Source organism: Fodinibius halophilus, assembly GCF_011059105.1.
Taxonomy (GTDB): Bacteria; Bacteroidota; Rhodothermia; order Balneolales; family Balneolaceae; genus Fodinibius; species Fodinibius halophilus.
Window position 1 is genome coordinate 394,416 of record NZ_JAALLS010000001.1, and the last position, 26,548, is coordinate 420,963.

The following is a 26,548-nucleotide window of genomic DNA, read 5'->3' on the forward strand; positions in this document are numbered from 1 at the left end:
ATAAAACGTAAAAATTAGCAGATTCCTTGTCAATACAGCAGGATAACGAATATTCTACACCCGATTGGGCCAAACATGTAATTTGGTACCAGGTATTTCCCGAACGATTTTGTAATGGAGATCCTTCTAATGATCCTACTGCAGAGCGATTGGGAATGCCGGAAGATTGGGAGATCTCTCCCTGGACCGGTGACTGGTATGAACAGGCACCCTGGGAAAAAGAATACAGCGATACTTTTCGCAAAAGTGTTTATAAGCGACGATACGGTGGAGATCTGCAGGGAGTTTTGGATAAATTGGATTACCTGGAAGAGCTGGGAATAGGGGGTATTTACTTAAATCCCGTTTTTGATGCAGTATCACTGCATAAGTATGATGCCAGTTACTATCATCATGTGGATCGTTTCTTTGGGCCTGATCCCGAAGGAGATGCACAAATTATGGAGCAGGAAGATCCCAGTGATCCATCTACCTGGCAGTGGACTTCAGCCGATAAGATGCTGCTAAAGCTTATTGAAGAGGTCCATGAGCGGGGCATGCGAATTATTCTTGATGGGGTTTTTAATCACACCGGGACCGACTTTTGGGCCTTTCGTGATGTCCTGGAACACCAGCAAGATTCACAGTTTAAGGATTGGTATGCGGTACAGTCGTTTGAAGATCCTTCTGATCCGGAAAGCGAGTTTTTATACGATAGCTGGTGGGGAGTGAAAAGCTTACCGGCACTAAAGGAAGAAGGAAAGACGCTGGTAGCTCCTGTTAAGGAACATATTTTTGAAATTACAAGGCGTTGGATGGACCCGGATAGCGATGGAGATCCCTCTGATGGTATCGACGGGTGGCGCCTGGATGTACCCGAAGAGATAGGGAAGGAGTTTTGGAAAGAGTGGAACGAGCTTGTGACCTCTATCAACCCTGAGGTTTTTACAGTAGGAGAGATCTGGACAAAAAAATCTCGAAAATGGGTTACCAAAGATCTATTTTCTTCGTCGATGAATTATCCGTTCACCAATGCGGTAATAGAATATATGGTTAATGAGTCGGTAAAAGCCTCAGAATTCTTGAAAGAGTTGCGCAATCTGCGGCGCCAGTTTCCAAAAGATGCCCGGTTTGTATTACAAAACCTCATGGATAGTCATGACACCCCAAGGTTAGCTTCGATGATTGTAAATTCGGATCTGGAGTTCGGTGAAGAAACGAAACCGAAAGAAGGTTTCAAGGTCCGTAAACCCAATATCGAAGAGCGGAGAGTTCAACGTCTTATTGCCCTTCTTCAATATACCTATGTGGGGGCGCCTATGATCTATTATGGTACGGAGGCGGGTATGTGGGGCGCTGATGACCCTGATGATCGTAAACCAATGGTATGGCCGGAACATGAATATGATCCTGAAAAAGAACATCCGTTGGACAAAGAGCGTCCGGCAGACGACAATAACTTTGACCGACAACTTTTTGAGTGGTACAAAAAGCTGGGAGCCATACGGAATGCGCATCTCCCCCTAAGAATAGGAGAATTCCAGGAGCTTGCTGTTGATAATGCACGCAACCATTTCTGTTTTGCACGAATTTTAAATCAGAAAATGTTTTGTATTGTAGCCATCAATCGATCAGATCGGACGCAAAAAGTATCAATTCCGCTTTCAAATTTTGATATTCCAGAGAATAATCATTTAGAAAATTTGGTGACCGGCACGCGCATAAACGTAAAAGATGAGCAGGCCACGTTGACCCTTTCTCCTGTTACGGGAGCAATTTTATCACCCGAAAATCGATAATAATGCAGATAGACCCGAAGTATTTTAACGTTTTCTTAGTCATCGTTGCCCTGGTAGCAGCAGCATTAATTACATTCTTTACCTTGCAAAATCGCAGTAACGAAAAGGCAGCCTTTAAAAAACGTATGGCTGCTAATGACTCGTTGCAAACGGTTTACTGGCAACAGGTGCAAGCCCCTGACAGTATAAGAATAGATGATTTTAAAGGCGATTTTGTAGTACTAAATTTTTGGGCTAACTGGTCTGATGCCAGTATTGAATCGCAGCGCAAGTTGGCAGCCTTGAAAACGGAATATGCCGATACCATGCAAGTTATTGCAGCAGCAGTAGGGCTTCAGAAACAGGAAGCAGTGAACGTTATTGCAGAATACGATTTTCCTTTCCATTTTGTGGCCGGATCCCGACAATTCTCAGATCTGTCCGTCCCGGGTTTGCCCGCACAGTTAATCTATTCTCCCACCGGCGAGCTGCAGAGCGTCTTTTTGGGATATCAAAATAAAACTCAATACGATAGTTTGCGATCACTATTAAATCATGGCCACTAATAAAGATTGGATCTGTTTTGACGGCGCATTAAGTGATACAGATACGGCGGTTACCCCCGTTAAATCGCGGGGACTAATGTATGGTGAAGGGGTTTTTGATACACTCCGTATCTATTCAGGTCGCTCGTTATTATTCGATTCCCATTATCGGCGGACCATTGAAGGATTACAGTCTCTTGGTATCGCCATTCCGGATTATCTGTCAAAAGGATATCTCAAAGATGCAATAACGAAACTGTTATCAAAAAAAAGGCTCTTAGAGACAGATGCCGTGGTTCGCTTGCAGTTTTGGCGGGAAGGTGAACGTGGGTATCGCCCGACAAGCTCCGGAGATTTTCATTTCTCCATTATCGCTTCGGAATGTAAGAGTACATATTCTAACCCCCACCTTGTTACCGTAGATTGTCGGCGTACCCCCAGTCGGTCGATGCCCTCAGAGTTCAAATATACCAATGGTATTAATTATATTCTGGCAGCGAAAGAAGCAAAAGAGCAGGGGGGCAGTGATGCTCTGATGCAAACCCTGGATGGAGCCATTGCTGAGACCACTATTGCTAATATTTTTTGGTTTAAGGGCAATGTGATCTATACTCCTTCAGTCAATTGTGACCTGTTTCCGGGTATTACCCGTAGCATCGTAATGGAATTAGCTGATCGGTTATCGGCATTTAAGTTAGAACCGGGTAAATTTAACCTCAATAGTATTAAAGATGCTGAGGCCGTGTGGATCTGTAATTCTGTTCGCGAATTGTTGGCAGTTAAAGCAATAGATAAAAAAAAGTATATTACAGATGACCAGCGGTTTATAGATATAAAGCAAAAATTTGAAAATTATCGCGATCAGCATTTAGAATCTTTGTAGGATCCAATGATTTCATCTCTCCATAACCTTGCCAGAAACCTACATAAACAAGGGCCCATACTGCTTCTTGAATCGCAATCTTCAAAGCATATATGGGGACGAACCTCGTATTTGGCAGCCCATCCCAAGGCATTAATTAAGGCCAGGGGGCGTGATATAACTGTAATTGAAGAAGAGGAGGAGCGTTTCTTTGAAGACAATCCCTGGAAAGCCCTGCAAAATTTTAGAAAAAAGCACGATGATTGGCTGTTTGGGTACTTGGGGTATGATTTAAAAAACCATATAGAAGATCTTAGCTCCTCGAATAGCGATCCGGTACAGGCCCCGGATCTGTTCTTTATGATACCGGGACTTTTGATTGAATATCAACATGCAACAGGAGAGTGCCGGAAGGTAATAGGTGAGCTGCCGGAACAAGGATTGTGGGAAGGTACCGGAAATGAAACACCTACTTTTCAGCTGACTAATTTACATCCTCAAGTCGGTAGTACAGAATATATTTCTAAAATCAAGGAGGTACAGCACCGTATTGCAGAAGGTGACTTTTACGAAATAAACCTCTCTCATCAGTTGAAAGCAGATTTTAATGGCAATACTTTTGATTTATACCGGGGAATGAGGCAGGCAGGGCCGGTACCCTTTGGGGTTTACCTGGATTTCGAAGATATTTCAATTTGTTGTCAATCGCCTGAACGCTTTATTCGAAAAGAAGGGAATACAGTTGTTTCGCAGCCTATTAAAGGCACCTCGCCCCGGGGAGATAATACGCCCGAAGATGAACGGTTAAAACAGGCGTTGGCAGACTCTCAAAAAGAACAGGCCGAAAATCTGATGATCGTAGATCTGGTGCGTAATGATTTAAGTAAAATTGCTCGTCGGGGTACGGTAGAGGTTCCCCGGCTTTTTGAGATTCAATCTTTTGATACCGTACATCAAATGGTATCAACAGTTAGGGCAGAAGCTGATATTGATGATCCGGTAGCCATTCTTAAATCCTGTTTTCCTATGGGATCGATGACCGGTGCCCCGAAAATTAGTGCAATGCAAGCTATTGAAGAACTGGAAGAGTATCGAAGGGGGATCTATTCCGGGGCTATTGGCTATATTCATCCCAATGGAGATTTTGACTTTAACGTGGTTATACGAACCGCTATTATAACGGGTAATGAGCTTTTTTATGCAGCAGGAGGAGCGATAACGGGCGATTCCGATCCCCAAAAAGAGTGGCAAGAAACGCTGGTTAAGACCCGAGCCCTGGAGAGAGCAATCGCAGAACCACTCAAGAAATAATTGGCTGTAATGCCATTACGTTTTTTAAAGAGAGAATCTTCTATTTGCTTTAGAATATGGGAAGTCTTTAGTTTAGCATGCTTAATCAGGAGTATGTTTTACCCTATTAGCCCTGTAAAGAACGAAAGGAGAATTTTTAAAAAAGATCTGAACCATTGGCCGGAAGTACAATCTACGATATCGCAAAAAAGGCGGGGGTTAGTATTGCTACCGTTTCGCGAGTAATGAATAAAAGCGAAGGTATTGCTGACAAAACCCGTAAGAAAGTGTTAAAAGTTGCGGATGAGTTGGGTTATCATCCGCAGGCTTACGCACAGGGATTGGCACGTAAGAAGAAAAATATCATTATGGTCGTTGTACCGGTACTTTCGAACTACTTCTTTATGGAGGTACTTTCCGGGATTCAGGATGAGATATCAAACTATGATTATGACCTGAATATTTTCAATATCCAAAATGACGGTAATAACATGTTTGAGCAGGTTGAAAATATTCTAAAACGCCAATGGGCTGATGGATATCTTTTTATTTCCACTCATCTGCGGGACCACCAGTTGGAAAAGCTTGAGAGTTATGATGTCCCCTTGACATTGGTGGATGAGGACTACTCTGGGATCGATTCTGTAAGTGTAGACAACCAGCAAGGCATTCAACAGGCAATGCAATATTTTCTGGCCCAAGGGCTTAGACGAATTGCCATGATTAGTGCCTTGAAATCTTCAAAACCGGGCGAAGAACGGATTGAGGGCTACAAAAAAGAATTGCGTAAGGCCGATATTCCGGTAGATGAAAATCTGATTGTTGCAGGTGATTCGATGTACCGGGATGGGTTTTCAGAGCAAAACGGCTATGAAGCAATGTTGAAGCTTATTGATCTTAAAAATCCGCCGGAAGCCTGCTTTTGTTCCTCTGATATACAAGCCGTAGGGGCCATAAAGGCTATGAAAGAACGGGGAGTACATATTCCTATTATCGGCTACGACGATATTACCATCTCAAATTATATTGGCCTTTCTACCATTCGACAACCGATGCACGACATGGGAGCATTTGCCACAAAGAATTTGGTTGAACGCATGCAAAATAAAAAAGAGGGTCCCATTCAGAAGATATATTCCCCAGAACTGATATTACGCTCATCTACTGAAATCAGGGATTAAAAAATAATTGCTAATTGATTATGGTTTTGGTTTTTTAAAGGGTATGAATTTTTTTACCCTGTAATGTAAGCGCTTACATTTGTATTTTGCATTACCGTGGAACAAGAACTGAAAGATTGCTAGAAATCATATGAACGTACCCAAAACCTGGATTTTTGATTTGGATGGGGTCATTGTAGAGACCGCACAATTTCATTATAAATCGTGGAAACGATTGGCCCATTCGTTGGATATTCCATTCGATGAATCCCATAATGAAGCCTTAAAGGGCGTTAGCCGGTCAAAATCGCTAAATATTATATTAGAACTCGATGACAGGGAAGTTTCTGAAAAGGAATTTCAACGTCTCATGGATAAGAAGAATGGATGGTACCAGAATTATATAGCAGAACTGACCCCTGATGATATCCTGGATGGTATACCAGAATTTTTGGATACCTTGAAAGAGCGGGGAGCAAAACTCGCTATAGGCTCTTCCAGTAAAAATGCGCAATATATCCTGGATTATTTGCAACTGACTGAAACCTTTGATGCAATAATTGATGGAACAAAAGTGAAAAATACCAAGCCTGATCCGGAAGTTTTTTTAAAAGGGGCACAGGCAGTGGGTGAGGATCCCGAAGATTGTGTCGTTTTTGAAGATGCTGAATCGGGTGTTGAAGCTGCCAATAGGGCTAACATGCTGTGTGTAGGTGTAGGTTCGGAAGAAATATTGGGTGACGCAGACCTTGTCATTGATTCGTTTGTTGATATGTCGCCCGAAGATCTACTGGAGAAATTAAGCTGAGAACAACAAGCATTAGCAGTACAAAAATAAGATGATATGAATCAGTATTTAGAAGTTGATAAGTGGAATATTATAGAAGACGGCTTTAACCCGGAACAACAACGTTCTTCCGAGAGTATTTTTAGCCTGGGTAATGGGCATATGGGACAGCGGGCCAATTTCGAAGAATCATACAGCGGAGATTCTCTGCAAGGCAGCTATATCGGTGGTATCTACTATCCGGATAAGACCAAAGTTGGTTGGTGGAAAAATGGCTATCCCGAATACTTCGCCAAGGTATTAAATTCGGTCAACTGGATTGGCATTGATATAGCAATAAACGGTGCCCCCCTCGATCTTTTTAAATGTGGTGTAAGCGCTTTCAAAAGAGTGCTGAATATGAAGAAGGGATACCTGAAACGGTTGTTTGTTGCAGAACTTCCGTCCGGGGATAAGGTAGAGGTGGAGGTTACAAGGTTTATTAGTATGGCTCGCAAAGAGATAGGGGCAATTGAATACAACATAAAATCCTTAAATTTTGACGGCGATATAACCTTTAAACCCTATGTAAACGGGGATGTTCGAAATGAAGACGCTAACTATGATGAACACTTTTGGTCGGAGGTTGAACAGGGTAGTTTTGAGGAAGGCGGATATGTAACGACCCGGACTAAAAAGCTTGATTTCCATGTTACGGCTTCTATGACAAACCAGCTGCAACAAAATGGAAATGATATTACTGAAGATGCTGATACAGAGGTAGAATCGATGCAGGTTTCGGAAGAGTATACGGTGCCTGTATCGCAGGGAGATGAAGTTTCTTTGCATAAAATTGCGGTGGTAGCTTCTTCTTTAAACCATTCAACTGCTCAGCTGAAACCTCATGTGAAGTCGCTTACAAAAGATGCTGCTGCCATTGGTTTTGCTACGTTGCTGTATGAGCATACGCAACGATGGGCCGAAATTTGGGATGGCAGCGATGTGCTTATTGAGGGGGATGATAAAGCCCAGCAGGGAATTAGATTTAATATTTTTCAACTCTATCAGACCTATACCGGAGAAGATGAACGGTTGAATATCGGTCCCAAAGGATTTACCGGTGAAAAGTACGGCGGCTGTACCTATTGGGACACAGAAGCCTACTGCTTACCATTTTATTTGAATACGGCCCCTAATAAAGTGGCTCGTAATTTACTGCTCTACCGTTACCAGCAGCTGCCTGAAGCTATTGAAAATGCGGAAAAGCTCGGTTTTGAGAATGGAGCAGCATTGTACCCGATGGTTACAATGAATGGGGAGGAGTGCCATAACGAGTGGGAGATCACCTTTGAGGAGGTCCATCGTAACGGGGCTATGGCGTACGCCATCCACAACTATATTCAGCACACCGGCGATGAATCGTATCTGAGTGAAGCAGGATTGGAAGTTCTTATTGCTATCTCCCGCTTTTGGAGTCAGCGATTCAATTACTCTGAGAAACGAGATAAATTTGTAATGCTTGGTGTTACCGGGCCCAATGAGTATGAGAATAACATCAACAACAACTGGTATACCTCTTACATCGGTTGCTGGACAATGAAATATACCTTGGAAAGCATTGAAAAGGTGCGTTCAAATAACTCAGAACGGTATTCAGATATACAGGATAAGATTGGGTTTTCTGAGGATGAAACAGCACAGTGGAAAGAAATTATGGATAATGTACATCTGCCTGAGGATAAAAAGCGTGGTATATTCCTGCAGCAGGACAACTATCTTGATAAAGAACAACGTACCGTAGAAGATCTTAATGAGAATGAACGACCGTTAAATCAACACTGGTCCTGGGATCGTATTCTGCGATCCTGTTTTATTAAGCAGGGCGATGTGGTACAGGGGTTATACTTTTTTGAAGATCATTTTGATGAGGAAATGCTACGCCGGAATTTTGACTTCTATGAACCGCGAACGGTTCATGAATCTTCGCTATCACCGTGTATTCATGCGATAATGGCTTCGAAGCTGGGTTACAGTGATAGGGCCTATGAATTTTATCTGCGTACGGCACGACTTGATCTCGACGATTATAACGAAGAGGTTCACCAGGGACTTCATATCACCAGTATGGCCGGTACCTGGATGGCCATTGTCGAAGGCTTTGCTGGGAAACGGGCAAAGGACGGGGAATTATACTTTGCTCCAACATTGCCTGATGAATGGTCAGCTTATTCCTTTAAAATCCTTTATAAAGGACGACGGTTAAAAATCAGGGTGGAAGCGGAAGAAGTACAGATAACCTGCGAAGATGGGGAAACGGTTCAATGTTATGTCTACGATGAGCAGTACCAAATAACAGCTGATGAACCATTGAAGGTGAGTCGCAAGAAAGCGGTTGCCTAACAATTATTATAAACGCCAAATAAATAAAATATGATCAGTAACAGAAATAGAATATATAACTTCTTTCAAGTTGGGATTGTCGTATTTGCATTGTTGACGGCGGGCATTGGATGTAATAAATCTGCTCAAAATGATGAGCAGAATCCACAAAAGGAGAAGCTGATTCAGCATCCCGAATGGACTAAGAGCGCTAATATGTACGAAGTAAATATTCGCCAATATACCGAAGAGGGGACTTTTAATGCCTTTAAAGAGGATCTGCCTCGCCTTAAAAAGATGGGAGTTGACATTTTGTGGCTTATGCCTATTCATCCCATCGGAGAGGAAAAGCGTAAAGGAGAGTTGGGCAGCTATTATTCTATCAAGGATTATACGGCTGTGAATCCCCATTTTGGCACCAAACAAGATTTTGTTGATCTGGTGAAAGCAGCTCACGACCAAGGCATGAAGCTTATTATCGATTGGGTTCCCAACCATACGGCTTGGGACCATCCCTGGTTAGAGCAACATCCGGAATATTATATGAAAGATTCTACGGGAGCTATTACCTATGAAGCGGACTGGACTGATATTGCGCAGCTCAATTATGAAAACAAGGAGCTGTGGGATAAAATGATCCAAAAAATGAAATATTGGATTAATGAAGCCAATATTGATGGGTACCGGGTAGATCACGCCGGGCACGACATTCCTCTGGATTTCTGGAAAAAAGCGATACCTGAAGTTGATAAAACGAAAGAAGGTATTTTTTGGCTGGCTGAATGGAATACGCCCGAAATGCACCCATGGTTTGATGCAACCTATACCTGGGAGTATTTCCACTTGACCACAGATATTGCCAAAGGGGATAAGTCGTTGGATGCTATCACTGAATATATGGCCAAGCAGGATACCTTATTTCCTGATCACGCATACCGACTATATTTCACCTCCAACCACGATGAGAATTCATGGAATGGAACAGATAAAGAACTCTTTGGGGATAATTTTCAGAATTTTGCCGTAATGGCCGCAACTCTTAAAGGCATGCCGCTGGTTTACAGTGGACAGGAGACCGCCCTCGACAAGCGCTTAGAGTTTTTCAAAAAAGATCCTATCAACTGGGATGGTTATGAATATGAATCATTTTATAAGACCCTTTTTGAATTAAAGGATCGTAATCCCGCACTTTGGAATGGCCAGTATGGAGGCGATTTTGAGCATATTAAAACCAATCCTTCTGACAGAGTTTATGCCTATAAGCGTATAAAAGGGGAGCACGAAGTGGTAGTGATTCTCAATTTCAGTGACCAGGCAAAACAGATCAGTCTGCCGGATTTAGAAGGGGAAACTGAGTATACGGATGTATTCACTGGAAAAGTAAAAGCTATTGACAGTGAAGGGATTGATTTAAAAGCGAATCAATATGTGGTCTTCGAAAAATAGCAATAACGCTTGTGTCTAATTATTTAATATACTGTAAGGCAAGTATATAGAGCTTTATGATGATGTTATTTATAATGAATATTTAATCTTATGAATAAAAAGAATACCAAGCCCAAGTTAACCTTCTGGGAAATCTGGAATATGAGTTTTGGATTTCTCGGTATTCAGTTTGGATTCGCTTTGCAGAACGCTAATGTAAGTCGAATTTTTGAAACGCTCGGGGCCAGTGTGGATGATATCCCCATATTGTGGATTGCCGCCCCGGTTACGGGTTTGGTTGTGCAGCCGATTATTGGGCATATGAGTGATAAAACCTGGAATAGTCTTGGGCGGCGGCGTCCATATTTCTTATTTGGGGCTATATTTGCTTCTCTTGCCTTATTTTTGTTGCCTAACTCCCCATATTTATGGATTGCGGCGGGAATGCTCTGGATTATGGATGCTTCTATTAATGTCTCAATGGAGCCTTTTCGGGCATTCGTTGGAGATATGCTCCCCGAAGAGCAACATACCAAAGGCTTTGCCATGCAGACCTTTTTTATTGGCACGGGGGCAGTGATTGCCTCGGCATTACCATATATCATGACTAACTGGATAGGCCTGGCTAATACGGCAGCAGCAGGAGAGATCCCTTCAGCGGTAAAGTGGTCGTTCTATGTAGGAGGTTTAACATTTTTCGCATCTGTACTTTGGACGGTCTGGAAAACAGAAGAATATCCCCCGGAAGAGTTTGATAAGTTTGTTGAACAGGAAGCGGCTAGTGATTCCATTATTGATGCGGCTAAAGGATCGGCAGCGCAGGGAAGTGAAAAGAAAAAGTTTTGGGTGGCTTCACTACTTTTATTTATTGGACTTGCCTTAACGTATTACATTAACGGCGCCGGTTTTGAGAAAGAACTGTTTATCTTTAGCATAGGTATAGCTGTATTTGGGTTGGTTATGATGATTGCGGGAATTATGCAGAAGATGGGGAAAGAAAATCACGGCTTGGTTGTGGTGGTTTCCGATTTCTTGACTATGCCTACCACGATGGTTCAATTATCGTTTGTTCAGTTTTTTTCCTGGTTTGCTCTTTTTGCCATGTGGATATACACCACGGCGGCCGTAACGTCTCATATCTATGGCACTAGCGATACGACCTCTGCACTTTATAACGAAGGGGCCGACTGGGTAGGAATATGTTTCGCAATCTATAATGGCTTTGCTGCTCTTATCGCTTTTGCACTACCTAAACTGGCTAAATGGTCAAGCAGAAAAATTGTACATGCCGGTGCTCTTTTGATTGGAGGTATCAGTCTGGCAGGGATCTATTTTATTAGTGATCCGAACATGCTAATTCTGCCAATGCTGGGTATTGGCTTAGCTTGGGGCAGTATCTTGGCAATGCCTTATGCAATTTTATCAGGGGCTATTCCTTCTACTAAAATGGGCGTTTATATGGGACTGTTTAACTTTTTCATTGTGATTCCCCAAATTGTGGCGGCCAGCATTTTGGGTTCAATGTTACGTAATTTCTTTGGTGGAGAGGCCATTTATGCGATTATTGCCGGTGGGGTTTCTATGGCTATTGCAGCGGCTATGATGGTTTTTGTGGATGATAAAGCTGCTGAGGAGATGGAAGAGGGAGCAGCAGAAACGGCGTGAGCTAGAAGAAAATTAAGCAGTTAGTTATCAGAATGTATGAGTTAGAATACAGAATGCGAGATGCAGGGTTCGGGTGAATTAAGAATTAAAAATTTAAAATTAGGAATTGAGAGAGCCCCGATTTGCCACTTTGTTACTTAGTCAACCTGTAACTTAGCCATCTGATCCCTCAAGTTACATCCTTCTGTGGGAGATTGCTTCTTCGGGCCTGCTCCCCGTGTGATGGGATACAGCGTAAAGATTGTTCTTTTAAACAACGCTTGTCATTGCGCAGTGTCCCGTTTTACGGGGAGGAGTATCATGGGTTGAGGAGATGACGCGGCAATCTCCGTGAAGAAACCGGTTGGTTGCTGAGGGAGTAAACACAAACCTCTTATTGGAGGTCTTGAAACAGGTACTACTACGCCAAGGTGAAATTTGCAGAAGTACATCCTACTGCTTCGGTCTCTTACGCTCCATAGCTTCAGCGACGGAGCGCGCAGTAGTACCCTTAGACGCAGGTAGGCTTAGTAGCACAAGTTTAGGATGACAAGATTCTTCGTGGGTTTTATAAAATAGGGTGGGCTGGGGCGTATCGCAGGAAAAGGCGGATAAATATGCCTATTCTATATTTTTTGGGTTTGCCAGTGGGTTTCCAGGGCAGGAAAACATAGATTTCTCAATGCGTTCGAAATAACCTGATTATTAATAACGGTGAGTATTCCCCTCACTACAACTCCCCAATATCATCTCGACCAACGGGAGAGATCCTAGTAATAAGGAGGAGGTAGCATCATCCCAGCAATGCTAACAGGATAATATTAAACCGCTTTATATTCATTAACCTAGCACAAAACGTCCAGATGGATTGCAAAGCATTTTGTCCCAGAGATTGTATTGCAAGAGTGTTTTGACCGGATTGGATCCCAACTAGCTGTATTTAATTGTTAGATTTTTTAGACTGGTCCAAGTTGCAAACTTGAACCAGTGGTATGTTTCTTCTCGAGGTTCTTTCTTATTCTCATTTCTAAGATCAACGCAGATCGTTTTGGACAAGTCCCCGGCACTTCGGAAGAGCGGGGGACTTTAACTAGAAAAAATATCAGATGACTGGGGCGAAAGCTTGGGAAAGATATTTATAGAGGGCTTTGCAAAACCTTTGATTTCGTCATTCTGAGCTTGTCGAAGAATCTCCAGTATCCATCTGCTGCCGTTGAAAGGGAGATCCTTCATTACATTCAGGATGACTGCCTAGTTTTGCAAAGGTCCCTTATAGAACAATGACTATTGAGCAGTATTAGTGTTCTTTATTCGGGGTTGTTCGAAACATCCAATAAATTCTAGCAGAACCAACAGATGGAAAGTTTCTGAAACTTTCCATCTGTCTTTAACAAATTATTTAAGTTCTAAAACAAACGCAGACCGTTTAGGAACAACCAGGTTATCAAGAGAGTAGGTATTGCCGGTAATCACATCTTTACCCTGCCTATACCCATCTAGCCGTTCATAAAAGCGCTTTGTATCTATCTTCATTTCTTTCTCATTCTTATTAAAGATGACCATCACTGTTTTCTGTTCGTTATACCGGAAGTAGATATACAAACCATCGTGGTTGGGGGTGTACTGCATCAGTTGTCCGTTATGAATAACGGGATTATCTTTTCGCCAGTTGAGCAACTTTTTAACAAATGTCTTTGCCTCTTTCTGTTTATCCGTCAGTCCCTCTCCGGTAAAGGCGTTTGACCTATCCGAAGCCCAGCCACCGGGGAAATCTTCGCGAATTTCTCCATGATCATGACTTTTTTCATTACTCATCAGCAGTTCGGTGCCATAGTAGAACTGGGGGATGCCCCGCATGGTCATTACATAGGTTAGACCCATTTTGTAGAGATCAAAGTCATTATTTACCTGCCGGTAAAATCGATCCATATCGTGATTGTCCGGGAAGATCACCAGGTTGTTAGGGGCAGGGTAGGCGTAGTCGAAGGTTAGCGTCTCATAGACGTCTATAAAGCCGCTGTCCCAGTTCTCCTCCTCAACAAGCGACTCGATAAGCGAAACCTGCAGGGGGAAATCCATCAGACTGGGCAAACAAGATTTGAAGTCGGTTGGCATTTTGCTGCCTCGCTGCCATTTGGCCAAAATAAGAGGATTAACGCCCCACTCTTCGCCCACAATATTAAAATTGGGATATTCTTCCATGACACGACAAGTCCATTCAGACATAAACTCTTCACCGGCATAGGGGTGGGTATCGTGCCGGATACCACGAAGCCCGGCGTATTCAATCCACCAGAGGCTATTATAGATCAGGTAATCTGCCAAAAGTGGATTGTCTTGATTTAGGTCCGGCATTGCCTTTACAAACCAGCCATCGGTAAATTGTTTCTTATCAATATCAGAAGCATAGGGATCGTGCAGGGTCGTGCGGCGATGGTTGGTATTTTGATACTCCTCGGGATAGTGCACCCAGTCGGAGGTTGGCGGATCCTGCATCCACCAATGGTTTGATCCTGAATGATTCATGATCATATCCATGATCAGCTTGATGCCTCGTTTTTCAGCTTCGTTGCTCAGCTTTTTATAAAGGCGATTGCTGCCAAACCGAGGGTCCACCTTGTAGTAGTCGGTTGTAGCGTAGCCATGGTAAGAACTTTCGTCCATTGCATTTTCCAGTACCGGGTTGAGCCACAACGCAGTAAAGCCCATCTCCTCAATATATTCCAGGTGGTTAATGATGCCCTGGATGTCGCCGCCGTGACGGCCGTAATCATCGCTGCGATCCTTTTTATCAGCATAGCCTTCCACGTTATCATTGTCGGGATTTCCGTTTGCAAATCGGTCGGGGGTTACCAGGTAAAGAACGTCGGATGAGTTGACCCCCCTGCGATGGGCTGAATTCTCTTCTCGTTCTTTGAGTGTATAGCTATAATTTAATACCGGCTGGTTATTGGCGTCCAGAAGCTGAATATCAAAGGAGCCCGCCTTGGTGCCTGGAGCTACATTTAGATAAATGAAGAGGTAATTATCGTTTTCTACTTTTTGTATGCGTTTTATGCTGACGCCTTCGTAATCAATTTTGGGAGTGAGACTGCCAATATTATCTCCATAGATCATAAGTTGTAGTTCGGGATTCTCCATGCCAACCCACCAGTGGAGCGGCTCTACCCGTTCGATCTGATAGTTTTGTGCTACGGCAATGTTAGTAAGGAGCATTAACAATAGCGATAACAACGGAAGACGAATATTCAATTTCATAATTATATCAGTTAATTGCGGTAGTAAATATGGTAAAAATAGTGGTGTATGTTCCTATTGTCGTTTAAATACACATTAAGCACTTTTGAAATGTAATCAGAAAGTGGATACCAACCCCTCTGTAATTTCCCCTTCACAAGGGGAGACATAGTAGGTAGCCATATTACACATTTCGTATTTTGGTTTTAAATATTTGAGCTCTTCACATTTTTCTTCAATCTCCTACCACTATGCACAAGGCTTTGTAGAGCAAGCTAAATAGGGACTTTGTAGATGCTTATTTCATGTATTAGGATCTACATCTTTGCAATCTTGAGTTCTTCCTTGGAGAAGGAGGACAGGAGGATTGAGCTGCTTGATTTAAAAGGGGTAAAAGTATCTCTATAGATTAACCTATATTCAGAGTCTTAACTAAACTTAAAACATCAGCGGGACACTTTCCCATCCAGTTATGGGGATAATGTACTAAAAGAAATTATGGTCGGTCTGGCGGATCAGAAAATGGAGTGATTTCTAGCTGAGATGAAGCATTACTTTCTTCATCGTTATTGTTTACTGCAGTAATCCGGTAATAGTAGGTCGTTCCATTTTTAAGATTAGTATCAGTAAACTCCGGGTTTGATATTACGTTTCCTCCGTTGACCGGATCCATACCGGAAATATCTGAAAAACTGCTGGTAGAGCGGTACAGATTGTAACCGGCCAGATCATCCTCACTGTTTGCATCCCAACTAAGCTGAATTTGCTGATCACCGGAAGTACCGCTTAGGTTCTTAGGAGTAGATGGCTGTCCGTTATTGTCGGGACCGGTGGATGAGCCGCCACAAGAGGTGAGTAGCAAAAACCCACAGAGTGTCAATGATAGTACAGGAAGTAGATATTTGTATTTCATTATGTTCAATTCTATTTAATTAACATCATTTTCTGAACAAATCGACGATCTCCGATCTCAAAAACCGCAAAGTACATACCGCTGGATTGCTGGCTGGCATCGAACGTGATGGTATGCACTCCTGCTTCATGGACCTCATTATTGATCAATGTGCTAATGCGTCGTCCCAGTATGTTATACACTTGCACTCGAACCTGCATTTTTTGGGGCAGCTTAAATTGCAAGGTAGTGGATGGATTAAATGGATTGGGATAATTGGGCGTGATTTCCACCTGTTTGGGCAAAAGTTCATCCTGTTGTTCATCAATAAAACTGGTATCACCCATCACCAGTAGTAAAGGGGTTTGTTCATGTTTGGGGATCAGCTTTATACTCTTTCCATTAGTTAAATCATACTTATGGCCGGTTTGGGTATTCAATAAAGCTATTTTACCAATTGCATTTTCATCCAATCCTTTTGCACTTATATTCACAGCTTTACCGGGCGTAGTCGATAATATTATTTCCAATTGATGTCCCTGTTGTTTAGGAGTTCGGTAAATACGTGCAAAGTTGCCGGTTCGGGAAGATTTCTGTTCTTCTTCTTTTCCTGCGAACCGCAATGATGCTCCCTCAAAGCCGGAAGGAGGAGCTATCACATCAGAAGGAGGGTTCATATCAGATCTGACAAAAACGAGACTGCTCGAGGAAGTTTCATTACCGTCTACGTAAGTCGTTAGCTGTAATTTATCACTTGAAGTGATTTGTTTGTTGTTGCCCGGGGCGTCGTTGTACGGGATAAGAAGCTTGTCCAGCCCTTGATCATTTAAAAAGTAAAAGGCTTCTCCCGAGCGAGCGGAAGTAAAATCCGAAGCTTCGCTAAAGGCACCGTCAAACCTCCAAATAGGGGGTAAACTCCCCCCATTAGCGGCTGTTACCGTACTCCAGGCGATATCAATATCCAGTGGATTCGATATGATATTCCATCCCTTATGTAGCGGTATTGCAGCCTGATTATTTTCATCAAGGGATACTGTAGCAACAGTCTGATCGTAAGCAAACTTTTGCTTGCTGGTTACCCAGAAGCCGTTGCCTGGTTTCATTAAAAAAGTAGAACTGCCATCATATTTAACCAGGTAATCTTGAGAATTTCCATTATCCCAGTAAGCTTGCCAGGCTACCTCTGGGTCACCATTTAATACATCGGTAAGTTCTTCATCTACCTGGCCAGGCAGGGCAATCATCCGGTAATTTTGTGGTGATGAGGCGCTACTGAAGGATTGGGAAATATCCAGATTTATCTGTGTAGGGACAAAGCTAAGAAGGTCCTCAGTAGGCGCCTTAAACTTTTGAGTGGTGTAGATATGAAATTCACCGGCACTCATTGTAATTGTGGTATCAGTATTATTCACCGATAGTGTGTCCCCGGAAAAGAAATCGTACCAGTCACCGGTCTGTGTAAATTGCGGCTGCAACTCGGTGTCAGTAACACCGAAATTACCGGCAATTGTAACTTCTAAATCCGGATGGCTGATCGTAATACGCTTGGTGGTATTATTTACATCCATCGTAACATTGGAAGTTTCAGACGTAAAGGCCTCGTGAGAATTACGGAGCCGAATGAGGGCTTTATAGGTGTTATAGAGCTTTTTGCGTTCCTTATTGTCGTAATACTCCCATCGAATTGGCTTTTCTCCTGTACGTCCGTTTTGATTAATATCAATCTCATATCCTAGTTCTCCGAACTGCCAGAACATTTTGGGACCAGGAACAGTGAAGAAAAACGCCGCAGATAATTTAATCCGATTTAGTGCCGTATTTAATTCAGTAATATCATAAGAGCCACTGCTGTTTTTATTTCCAAAATTAAGGTTTTCGTACATGAGACGCTGCTCATCATGGCTCTCCATATATCCCATTAAATGAGCGTTATTCCAGTTTCTATTCTTGTGATAAATCCCTGAAAAATCACTTTCATTTTCATAGCCCATTGCGGCTTGTTTGTAATTATGATTCATATTGCCCCAGAGCAGCATGCCGTAGTCGGACAATTCCTGTTCTTCGCTGTTTGCGGTCAGGTGTTCAAGAATTACATAGGAGGAATCATCAACTGCCCACTGCCGGTCGGCCATTCGTTGCAGTATACGGATCCTGTCTGCATCATGGGCCCACCCGTCACCGGAATTTTGGGTAAAGCCTTTGGTAAAGTCGAACCGGTATCCATCGGCGTTAAACTCCTCCAGCCAGTAGCTTGTTACTCGGTCTACATAGTATTTGGTAGCTTGTGATTCATGATTAAAATCATATCCCCAAGAATACGTTTGATTTGGAGATACAACATTTAAATAGGGGTTTTCAGTTGTAGGCTGACCGTATTCACCTTCGTTCCAGAGCCGTACCAGCGGAGATTGACCATATACGTGATTCAGTACAATATCCAAAATAACAGCCATGCCGCGCGAATGAGCTTCATCGATAAATGCTTTGAGATCGTCGGCGGGACCGTAATATTTATCGGTGGCAAAAAGGAAGGCCGAATTATATCCCCAACTGATGTTGCCCTCAAACTCCATCACCGGCATTAGTTCAATAGCATTAACACCCAGCCGATCGAGGTAATCGAGGGTGTCGGTCAGGGTTTGATAATCGTGATTTTCGACAAAGTCCCGAACCAGCAATTCGTACACAACCAGTTCATCTTTATCTGGTCGATCATAGCTGTTGTGCTGCCACTGGTATTCCGTTTTTCCGGGTTGTAGAACGCCCACTGTAAAATCCGTTTGGTCGTCGGGATAAGCTTTTAAATTAGGATAGGTTTCTTCGCTTATATGTTGGTCTTCGGGTTGCAATACCTTTTCGGAATAGGGGTCGGCAACGCGTACTTCGCCATCCACAAAATATTGAAAAGCATACTCCTGTCCGGCTGTGAGCCCATTTAACTCAATCCAATAGTAGGTACTATCGTCATTGACCGTCTCCCGATTCATGAAATAGGTTGGCTGGGGTTGCCAGTTGTTGAACTCTCCAATTACATAAACAAACTCTTTATGGGGAGCGAAAAGGGAGAGGCGCACTGTATTGTCATCTACATAGGTAATACCATCTTTAAATCCGGCCGGGCGAGGTTGTTCATTAATTTGAGGATTTACGATCAATTGTTGAGAAAGGGTATCATTTAAAGAACCATCCGTTCCGGCAATAGTTAAGGTGTAACTGTCGGCTGTTTGAGCATTGTAGGTATATTCAAGCGTATCATTTGATACCGATTTAAGTTCTTGACCATCTATAGATAGCGATAGCTCTGTGGTTTGTTCGCTGGAAGCAATACCCTTGATGGTAAGACTGCTGTCATTGGCAATAAAGGTTGGGGCGTCTGAGGGTTGTAGAAAGGTAACATTGAAACTATTTTCATAAACCTCGGCATATATATCCTCACCACCCGTTTCTTTACCTTCTTTAGAGCCATCACTGTTGCGAAACACAAAGGCCATTTTTTTGATTACCTCGCTTTCACCTGCCCCGTAATACTCTCTGATGGAAGGTGTAATTTCCAATTTATAGAGATTTGTTTCAACTCGTTCCAGTTTATATTTAGCACTGTTGTCGCCCCAGGAAGGATCATATTTCCAATCAGAGCCATCAGTGCTTTCATCTGTGATAAGACCGGTATGAGCATAAACATCACCGGTGTGGCTTTCCAAGCCTCCGTTACCTTTAGTGGCGTCAAAATAAACCGTAACGGCTTGGTCCGCGGTAGGAAATTCAGGATTGGTGGTCACTACTTGACCCTGTAGCGTTGAAAGGGAAAATAGAAAAAACAGTAGTGTAGAGAGCAGGCGTTTCATAGATGTCTGCAAACCAGTTATTAGTTAAGTATTTAAAAACCCACCCATCAGAATGATGAGTGGGTTTTATAGTTTAATTCAAGACACGGAGAACGTTAGTTCTTTTGGAGCTCGTAGGTGTAAGGAGCATCACTGAGGTCAAGAATAATGGTATAGTTTCCTGACTCTTCTACCGCGATGTTATTTTCGTTTTCAGTATCCAGGCGGCCATTACCATTTACATCACCATAAGCAAGTTCCCAGGCATCATTAGCACGAAATTTGAGTTCGCCGGCACTAAGGCTGAGATCTAAACTCCAGACTTTAGTTTGAGGATCATACGTCATATCGTGGTCGGCTGTGTTATCGCCGGCCCATCCATTGGGAGTAGCACTACCTGTTACTGCCCAGTCTGTTACTTCAGTCGAATAGGTCAAATCATTGAGATTGACATTCATCTTGTAGTATCCGGAGCTGGAAGCTACAATGTTGTTACCTGGGGATTCAAGTTCACCTTCAGTACCACTGGTACCCCAATCTCCATCTTGCCAATTTCGTTCTGCGGTGAACTTATACTGAGATCCACCATTTGCGATATAGACATAGCCCTCATAATTGTCATCGTCATTCACAGAGAATAGGGGCGGAGCATCAGCAGGTTCCCAGTTGGTGGTATAGCCACTCGACGATTGGTATCCGCCGGGCACATAGATCTTTGGGTAATTAACTTCAACCAAGTAGGGAGTTACTGATATTGATACCGGTTCTGAAACGGCTTTCGTAACAGAATCACTAATTGAAGCAGAAACCCTGAGATCTAGTGCATGGGTATTATTTGCTGCAAATTTTTCTTTCAGTAATAGGTTGTTGAAGGCTTTTACTACTACATCAAAAGAAGTTTCTTGGGTAGTACCTAAACTTACGAAACCAGAATCACTGCCGGCTTCGGCTATTTGAATACTGTAAGTAGGAGCTGCAGAGAACCCAAAATCAGGTTCCGTCCACTCAACGGTCATCAAAGTATTCTCGGCTTCTCCTTCTGTAAGGGTATAACTTTGACCGGAATTAGGTGCTTCCAAAGAAGGGGTGCCAGGATCAGTGGTATTGGCCACCGGTCCCAGCTCTCCTTTATCGCAGGAGCTGATCAAAGCGATACTAACGATCGATAGAAGTAATATTATTAGTTTCTTCATTATACTGCTGTTTATGGTATTTAAATTGAATTAATAATCTGGATTCTGCGACAGATTCGGATTGGAGTTTACATCAGAAGCCGGAAGGGGATATAAGTTATATTTCTGATCTGTTGCACTTCCTCCTTTGATATCGCCTTTCCATGACCAGACGTATTCGCCGCCAGTAAATTTACTAAAGCGTCGTAAATCGGTCCGTCGGTGACCTTCCCAGTAAAGTTCACGGGCACGCTCATCCAGAATGAAATCGAGAGTTAGATCTCCAGAGGTGATATTAGCGGATTGATCGCCGTAAGCTCGTTCTCTTAAATCGTTGATCAGATTAACCGCTTTAGCTTCACTTCCGCCACCTCCACGCTCTACAGCTTCTGCATACATCAAGTAAACATCTGCCAATCTGAACATGGGGAAGTCGATGTCAACAAAGGTAGGATCGGCACCGGCAGTATTATTGGAAGTAACATTCTTCCATTTACTTACGGCATATCCGTCGGTAAAGGTTTCTACAGCTTCAATGTCTTTTGCTTGACGGTGGTTGTGAAACTGATCTCTAGTATTCTTGAAATTTATATCTCTGTTTATAACCGGGGTTCGCTTAACTACGGGTTCACCGGCATCTCCTTCAGGATCTTGTGTCAAATCCCCCTTTAGGTTGACGGTGAATTTATACATGCCTGCTTTTTCAATTGACAAATTAGGACTACCGGCATCTTGCCAAAGGTTGCCCTCAAAATCTCCCTTTCCTAACCCTACCGGAGTATTCCATGTACGATCTAAGGTGAATTTGAATTCTGAATTGTCTTGGGCGAAATATACATATCCGGTAAAGACACTGTCTTCAGCAGGACCTTCAGCGGTTAATCTTGGTGCATCATTGGGATCCCAATTAGCATTCCCACCAGTATCGTATCCACTGGCAGATTGATAACCTCCAGGAACATAGATTTCAGGCTTATTGTCGGGGTTACTATTTTGATATCCGTTTTGTGGTTGGCCTTCATCAAAGAGTGAAACAAATTCAGGGGTTGTGCGGAGACCATACCAACCACCGTCAATTCCAAATTGTCCGGGATTCATAGAACCACCTACCGCAGCGTGAGTAATAAAGGTAGTACCGCCCCACGTTTTGGTATTTACGCCATCAAAGGCAATAGGGAAGATGATACCATTGGCTGTATGATTATCCGCTTTGAAGAGGTCCCCATAATTGCTTTCGAGGCTATATCCTCCTTGGTCAATAACCTTATTGGCATAGGTAATCGCATCATCATAATGATCTTCTCCTATATATACCTCAGCATTGAGGTACAATTTGGTAAGCAAAGTCCAAACTGCTGCTTTATCTGCTCGGGCATATTCATTGCTCTGGGGGGCGGGGAGTTCACTTTCTATGGCTTTAAGCTCACCTTCGATATAAGCAAATAACTCTTTAGCAGTAGCAGGTTCAGGAAGGTAAGCACCTACACCGTCTTCTTCTGTCACGAAGGGAACGCCTTCACCGTAGAAGTCCAGGGCATGCCAATAGCTTAGGGCACGGATAAACCGGGCTTCGGCCATATAAGCTTGAATCTCAGAATTATCGCTGCCTTTTGCGTTGCGAATAAACTCATTCGCTAATGAGATCTCATAATAGATGCGACTATATAAGCCCATTACAAAATCATTAGATGGAGTCCATTCTTGCGTGTTAAACTGAGGCAAACCGGGATCATCCCAGGCAACTACCGCTTCATCGGTGGGCAGTTCTTGGTGTACCCAAAGTTGACGAACATAACTTGAGAATCCTTCATCAATACCTTGAATATCACGATTACCGGCCGGACCTTGCTGCCCGGTAGTAGCAAAACCGGCATAGAGCTTAGCCAGTACCTTTTTGTAATCGTTCGGTGTTTCATATACAGACTCGGAGGTTACCACGTCTTTATCAAGCGGAGATGTATTCAAATCATCTATACACGACGTAATAGCCACACTCATCAAAGCGATTAAAGCGATCGCCAGTATTTTATTTGGTTTAAACATAATGTTCGGTTTTAAATAATTTCAATTAGAAGTTCAGACTTAATCCGAGGATAAAGGTGCGAGGACGAGGGTAGATGTTACTATCAATTCCATTGAACACCTCTGGGTCAAGTCCACTGTAATTGGTTATTACAAAAGCGTTTTGTACCGTTGCAGAAACTCTCATTGACTGTATCTGATCAAAGATGCCATCAAGGCTATAGCCTACGGAGACATTATCCATTCGCAAGAACGATGCATTTTCTATATAGTGGTCGGAATGAAATTGGGCATTGTTAAACTGGATATCTTTGATATCTGTAAGAGCATTGCTTAAATACCCATCGGAGTTTAACATTGAGCTGTACATGGTGTTGGTAGAAGCCACATTATTATATACATAATTGCCAATATTAGCTCTGGCCGAAAAGGAAGCATCCCAGTTTTTATATTCAATCCGTGAAGATAAACCAAGTGTTACATCGGGGGAGGGGCTTTCGTACCGATACTTATCATCAGTATTGATTATCCCATCTCCGTTTCGGTCTGCATAAACCCCTTCTAAAGGATTACCGTTTTCATCGTAAACCTGTTCATACACATAGAATGAACTTCTTGGATGCCCAACGCTGTGAATTTGGATGGTATTGCCTACACCACCTGCAATACCACCAACGGCAACGCCTTTATAGTCCTCAGAATTGACATTGGTAAGCTGGGTAATTTCATCAAGATTTCGTGAGGCATTAAATCCAACCTCCCAATAGGTATCTTCAGTAGATATTACTCTACCGGTTACATTGAATTCAGCGCCTTTTACTTCCATAGAACCAATATTAGACAGTATGCGGTTGGTAAAGTTTGTACCGGCCGGTACGGGTACAAAATTTAGCAGATCATTGGTTTTTCGATAATAGGCCTCAATAGAACCAAATACACGATCATCAAATAATCCGTAATCCAAACCAATATTGTAGGTGGTTGTTTCTTCCCACTTTAGGTTAGCGTTATATCCTTCAGGACGAAAAGTCTTTATAAATTGGTCCCCAAATTGATATTGGGCAGTGGGTTCACTTAATGTGTACTTTGGGAGATAGGGATAATTTCCTCGATTGATACGTTGTTGCCCGGTTATCCCGTAACCCAATCTCAACTTCAGTTGATTGATAGCTTCAATATCTTCGAGAAATGATTCTTCATGAATCTTCCATGCTAAAGCAGCAGAAGGGAAGAGTCCCCACCGATTATCTTCTGAGAAACGAGAGGTGCCATCCTGCCGAAGTGTAGCAGTTAATAGATATTTATCCTTGAACGTATAGTTGGCGCGTCCAAAGAAAGATACAATATAGTGTTCCGTTTTATAGTCAGTATCTTGGCTGACTGCCAACGTATCTGAGGTGTTATAGTTGGTAGCATACGTTGCTCCTTCTTCATAATGGTGCTCCCAAGAGTAACCGGCTGTAAGATCTACTTTGCTATCTATGGATTCTAACTCTTTCTTATAATTGAGATAGAAGTCCAGCAACTCATTTTCTTTTTTCTGCGAATAGTCAATACGCTGCCCATTAGCCCCATTGGGCCCTTGATAGGCAAAGGCGGCATTGGCTTTAATGTTGTTCTTGCCGTCTTCTACTGTCGAATAATCATACCCAGCTTTAACTACAGCATTGAGGTTTTCAACAAAGGGCAGGGCATAATCCAGTTTAATGTTTCCTATAGATCGATAAACAGTAGATGCGTTATTTGTTTGTTCCAGTAATGCTAGCGGATTAGCAGGAGCAAGTTCAATGGGACTGTTATTTTTTGTCCAGGTAAAGTAGTCACCATAGGGATTGCCATCCACTGTTACAGGCTGCGTAGGGTCAAAGGTCAATGCTGAACCAATAGCTCCCTGGTTGGCAAAGCGATTTTTTACCTGCATGCCTTTTAGGTTCAGATCAACCTTTAATGCATCATCAAAGAAGGTGGGGTTTACGGCTATTGAGCCCGTAAAGCGATCCATATCAGATGTTTTTAGTAAACCAGAGTTACCGGAAAATCCTATTGATACCCTGTAGGGTAAACTATTATAAGCCCCAGAAAAACTAAGGTTATGATCCTGACTGAAAGAATTGGAGTATATTTGTTCTTGCCAGTCAGTATTATTATCTCCCAAGTATTGTGCTCCTGTTTGGCCAAACTGTGTTTGAATTGTATTGCTGAATTCATCAGCTGAGAGTACATCAATTTCATTGGATTGTGTGTGATAAGAAGCCTTTCCCGTATAACTGATTTCAAAATTTTGGCCCGCTTCACCTCGTTTTGTAGTGATTAAAACAACACCATTAGAAGCTCGAGAACCATAAATAGCTGTTGCAGAAGCATCTTTCAGGATAGAGATTGATTCAATATCATTGGGATTTATGGTGTTTAATGGGTTACGCATCCCGGATACATTTCCACCGTCTAACGGGATGCCATCAACTACATATAAAGGGGCATTATCGGCTGATAGGGAAGAACCGCCGCGAATACGAATAGTAGCACCGCTTCCCGGGGCTCCATCATTAGAGGTTACCGTTACACCGGCTGCCTTACCTTGAAATAATTCTTCCGGAGAAGTAATAGCACCTTCATTAAAATCTTCAGCGCTAACAGCGGTAACCGAACCCGTATTGTCATCTTTTTCTTGGGTGCCATAACCAATAACAACAACATCCTGGAGTTGTTGGATGTCGGGAGATAGTTCGATATTAATTGTGGAGCGTCCATTCAAAGGAATTTCTTGTTTAATGTACCCAACAAAAGAAAAGGTGAGGGTATCCTGAGCAGAGGGGACTTCAAGCGAATAGGTCCCATCCAAGTCAGTTGATGTCCCGCGAGTAGACATTCCATTTACAGTTACATTCACACCGGGCAATACCTCTTGGGTTTCAGCATCAGTCACAGTACCAGAAACGGTGATCTGTGCCAAACCGGGTAATGCCAACCCCAGTATGAGACATGACGTAATTAGTAGCTTTTTCAATGGTATCATATGAATTAGGTTTAGTATTTAAATGGTAAAGCAAACACCTTGCCAGCTTATTGATAGGGTAGATGTTCTTGCGATTACGTATTGTATAGTGTATTTGTCTTGCTGTGTATGAAAATCATTGGATGGATGTGTGGAAAAATTCTGCAAATTATTGTGATAATTTCCGTTACTATTTCAATATCTGTTGCGTAAATACCCTTCTTGTATTGATATACGTACTGATGTAAGCGCTTACATTGTCGGCTTAAAAAATAAAACCCTATATAGTATTAATTGAAAATCGAAATGTTACGTTCATTAAAGTATCATTTATATGTAAGCGCTTTCATTTCACTATATCTAACAAATTATGAGCTCTAATTCAAGAGGTTTTCAATAAATAGGGAATTAATTTTGCATTATTCTGCAAAAGGGATGAAATATTATTGGAGTGCTGTAAAAGCCGGTACTTATAACAGTATGAAATTATTGGTTCACAGAATCGGTTATCCTTTCTGAATACAATAAAACTGTTTATTTAATAGCTGTGTTCAATCCATTAATGCAACAGAGGCTGC

The 26,548-nt window shown here is 42.5% G+C and carries 15 protein-coding genes; 9 read left to right on the top strand and 6 right to left on the bottom strand.

The window, feature by feature from the left end; all coding sequences use genetic code 11:
* Window positions 1–26: 26 nt before the first annotated feature.
* The 9 genes from G3569_RS01565 (at window position 27) to G3569_RS01605 (ending at window position 11,849) form a co-directional block, all read left to right on the top strand.
* Window positions 27–1,778, top strand: a complete 1,752-nt coding sequence (locus G3569_RS01565; RefSeq protein WP_165265373.1) for a glycoside hydrolase family 13 protein — start codon at window positions 27–29, stop codon at window positions 1,776–1,778.
* Window positions 1,779–1,780: 2 nt separating this feature from the next.
* Window positions 1,781–2,323, top strand: coding sequence for a TlpA family protein disulfide reductase (locus G3569_RS01570; protein WP_165265375.1), 543 nt, complete (start codon window positions 1,781–1,783; stop codon window positions 2,321–2,323).
* Entirely contained in the window at window positions 2,313–3,185 is an 873-nt protein-coding gene (locus G3569_RS01575; protein WP_165265377.1) for an aminotransferase class IV, read from the top strand. Before G3569_RS01570 ends, G3569_RS01575 begins: the two co-directional genes overlap by 11 nt.
* 6 nt (window positions 3,186–3,191) lie before the next feature.
* Window positions 3,192–4,475, top strand: a complete 1,284-nt coding sequence (gene pabB, locus G3569_RS01580) for an aminodeoxychorismate synthase component I (RefSeq protein ID WP_165265379.1) — start codon at window positions 3,192–3,194, stop codon at window positions 4,473–4,475.
* Between the two features lie 155 nt (window positions 4,476–4,630).
* Entirely contained in the window at window positions 4,631–5,635 is a 1,005-nt protein-coding gene (locus tag G3569_RS01585; RefSeq protein ID WP_165265381.1) for a LacI family DNA-binding transcriptional regulator, read from the top strand.
* 130 nt (window positions 5,636–5,765) lie between these two features.
* Window positions 5,766–6,422, top strand: a complete 657-nt coding sequence (pgmB, locus tag G3569_RS01590; RefSeq protein WP_165265383.1) for a beta-phosphoglucomutase — start codon at window positions 5,766–5,768, stop codon at window positions 6,420–6,422.
* A 36-nt stretch (window positions 6,423–6,458) separates the two neighbouring features.
* A complete protein-coding gene (locus tag G3569_RS01595) occupies window positions 6,459–8,780 on the top strand; it encodes a family 65 glycosyl hydrolase domain-containing protein (protein ID WP_165265385.1) in 2,322 nt (773 codons plus the stop codon).
* A 30-nt stretch (window positions 8,781–8,810) separates the two neighbouring features.
* Complete coding sequence (locus G3569_RS01600; protein ID WP_165265387.1) at window positions 8,811–10,205, top strand: alpha-amylase family glycosyl hydrolase; 1,395 nt, start codon at window positions 8,811–8,813, stop codon at window positions 10,203–10,205.
* A 90-nt stretch (window positions 10,206–10,295) separates the two neighbouring features.
* Window positions 10,296–11,849 (top strand): MFS transporter, encoded by a 1,554-nt coding sequence (locus tag G3569_RS01605; protein WP_165265389.1) that lies wholly within the window; start codon window positions 10,296–10,298, stop codon window positions 11,847–11,849.
* Between the two features lie 1,374 nt (window positions 11,850–13,223).
* Here G3569_RS01605 and G3569_RS01610 read toward each other — a convergent pair.
* The 6 genes from G3569_RS01610 to G3569_RS01635 form a co-directional block, all read right to left on the bottom strand.
* Entirely contained in the window at window positions 13,224–15,086 is a 1,863-nt protein-coding gene (locus G3569_RS01610) for a glycoside hydrolase family 13 protein (protein ID WP_165265391.1), read from the bottom strand.
* A 475-nt stretch (window positions 15,087–15,561) separates the two neighbouring features.
* The gene (locus G3569_RS01615; RefSeq protein WP_165265393.1) at window positions 15,562–15,978 is read right to left on the bottom strand and encodes a fibronectin type III domain-containing protein; all 417 of its coding nucleotides are present in this window, start codon (window positions 15,976–15,978) and stop codon (window positions 15,562–15,564) included.
* An 11-nt stretch (window positions 15,979–15,989) separates the two neighbouring features.
* On the bottom strand, window positions 15,990–19,802 hold the full coding sequence (locus G3569_RS01620) for an alpha-amylase family glycosyl hydrolase (protein ID WP_165265395.1): 3,813 nt from the start codon (window positions 19,800–19,802) through the stop codon (window positions 15,990–15,992).
* A 95-nt stretch (window positions 19,803–19,897) separates the two neighbouring features.
* On the bottom strand, window positions 19,898–20,974 hold the full coding sequence (locus tag G3569_RS01625) for a SusE domain-containing protein (RefSeq protein ID WP_165265397.1): 1,077 nt from the start codon (window positions 20,972–20,974) through the stop codon (window positions 19,898–19,900).
* A gap of 30 nt (window positions 20,975–21,004) precedes the next feature.
* The gene (locus G3569_RS01630; RefSeq protein WP_165265399.1) at window positions 21,005–22,996 is read right to left on the bottom strand and encodes a RagB/SusD family nutrient uptake outer membrane protein; all 1,992 of its coding nucleotides are present in this window, start codon (window positions 22,994–22,996) and stop codon (window positions 21,005–21,007) included.
* 25 nt (window positions 22,997–23,021) lie between these two features.
* Window positions 23,022–25,991 (bottom strand): SusC/RagA family TonB-linked outer membrane protein, encoded by a 2,970-nt coding sequence (locus G3569_RS01635; RefSeq protein ID WP_165265401.1) that lies wholly within the window; start codon window positions 25,989–25,991, stop codon window positions 23,022–23,024.
* Window positions 25,992–26,548: the final 557 nt, after the last annotated feature.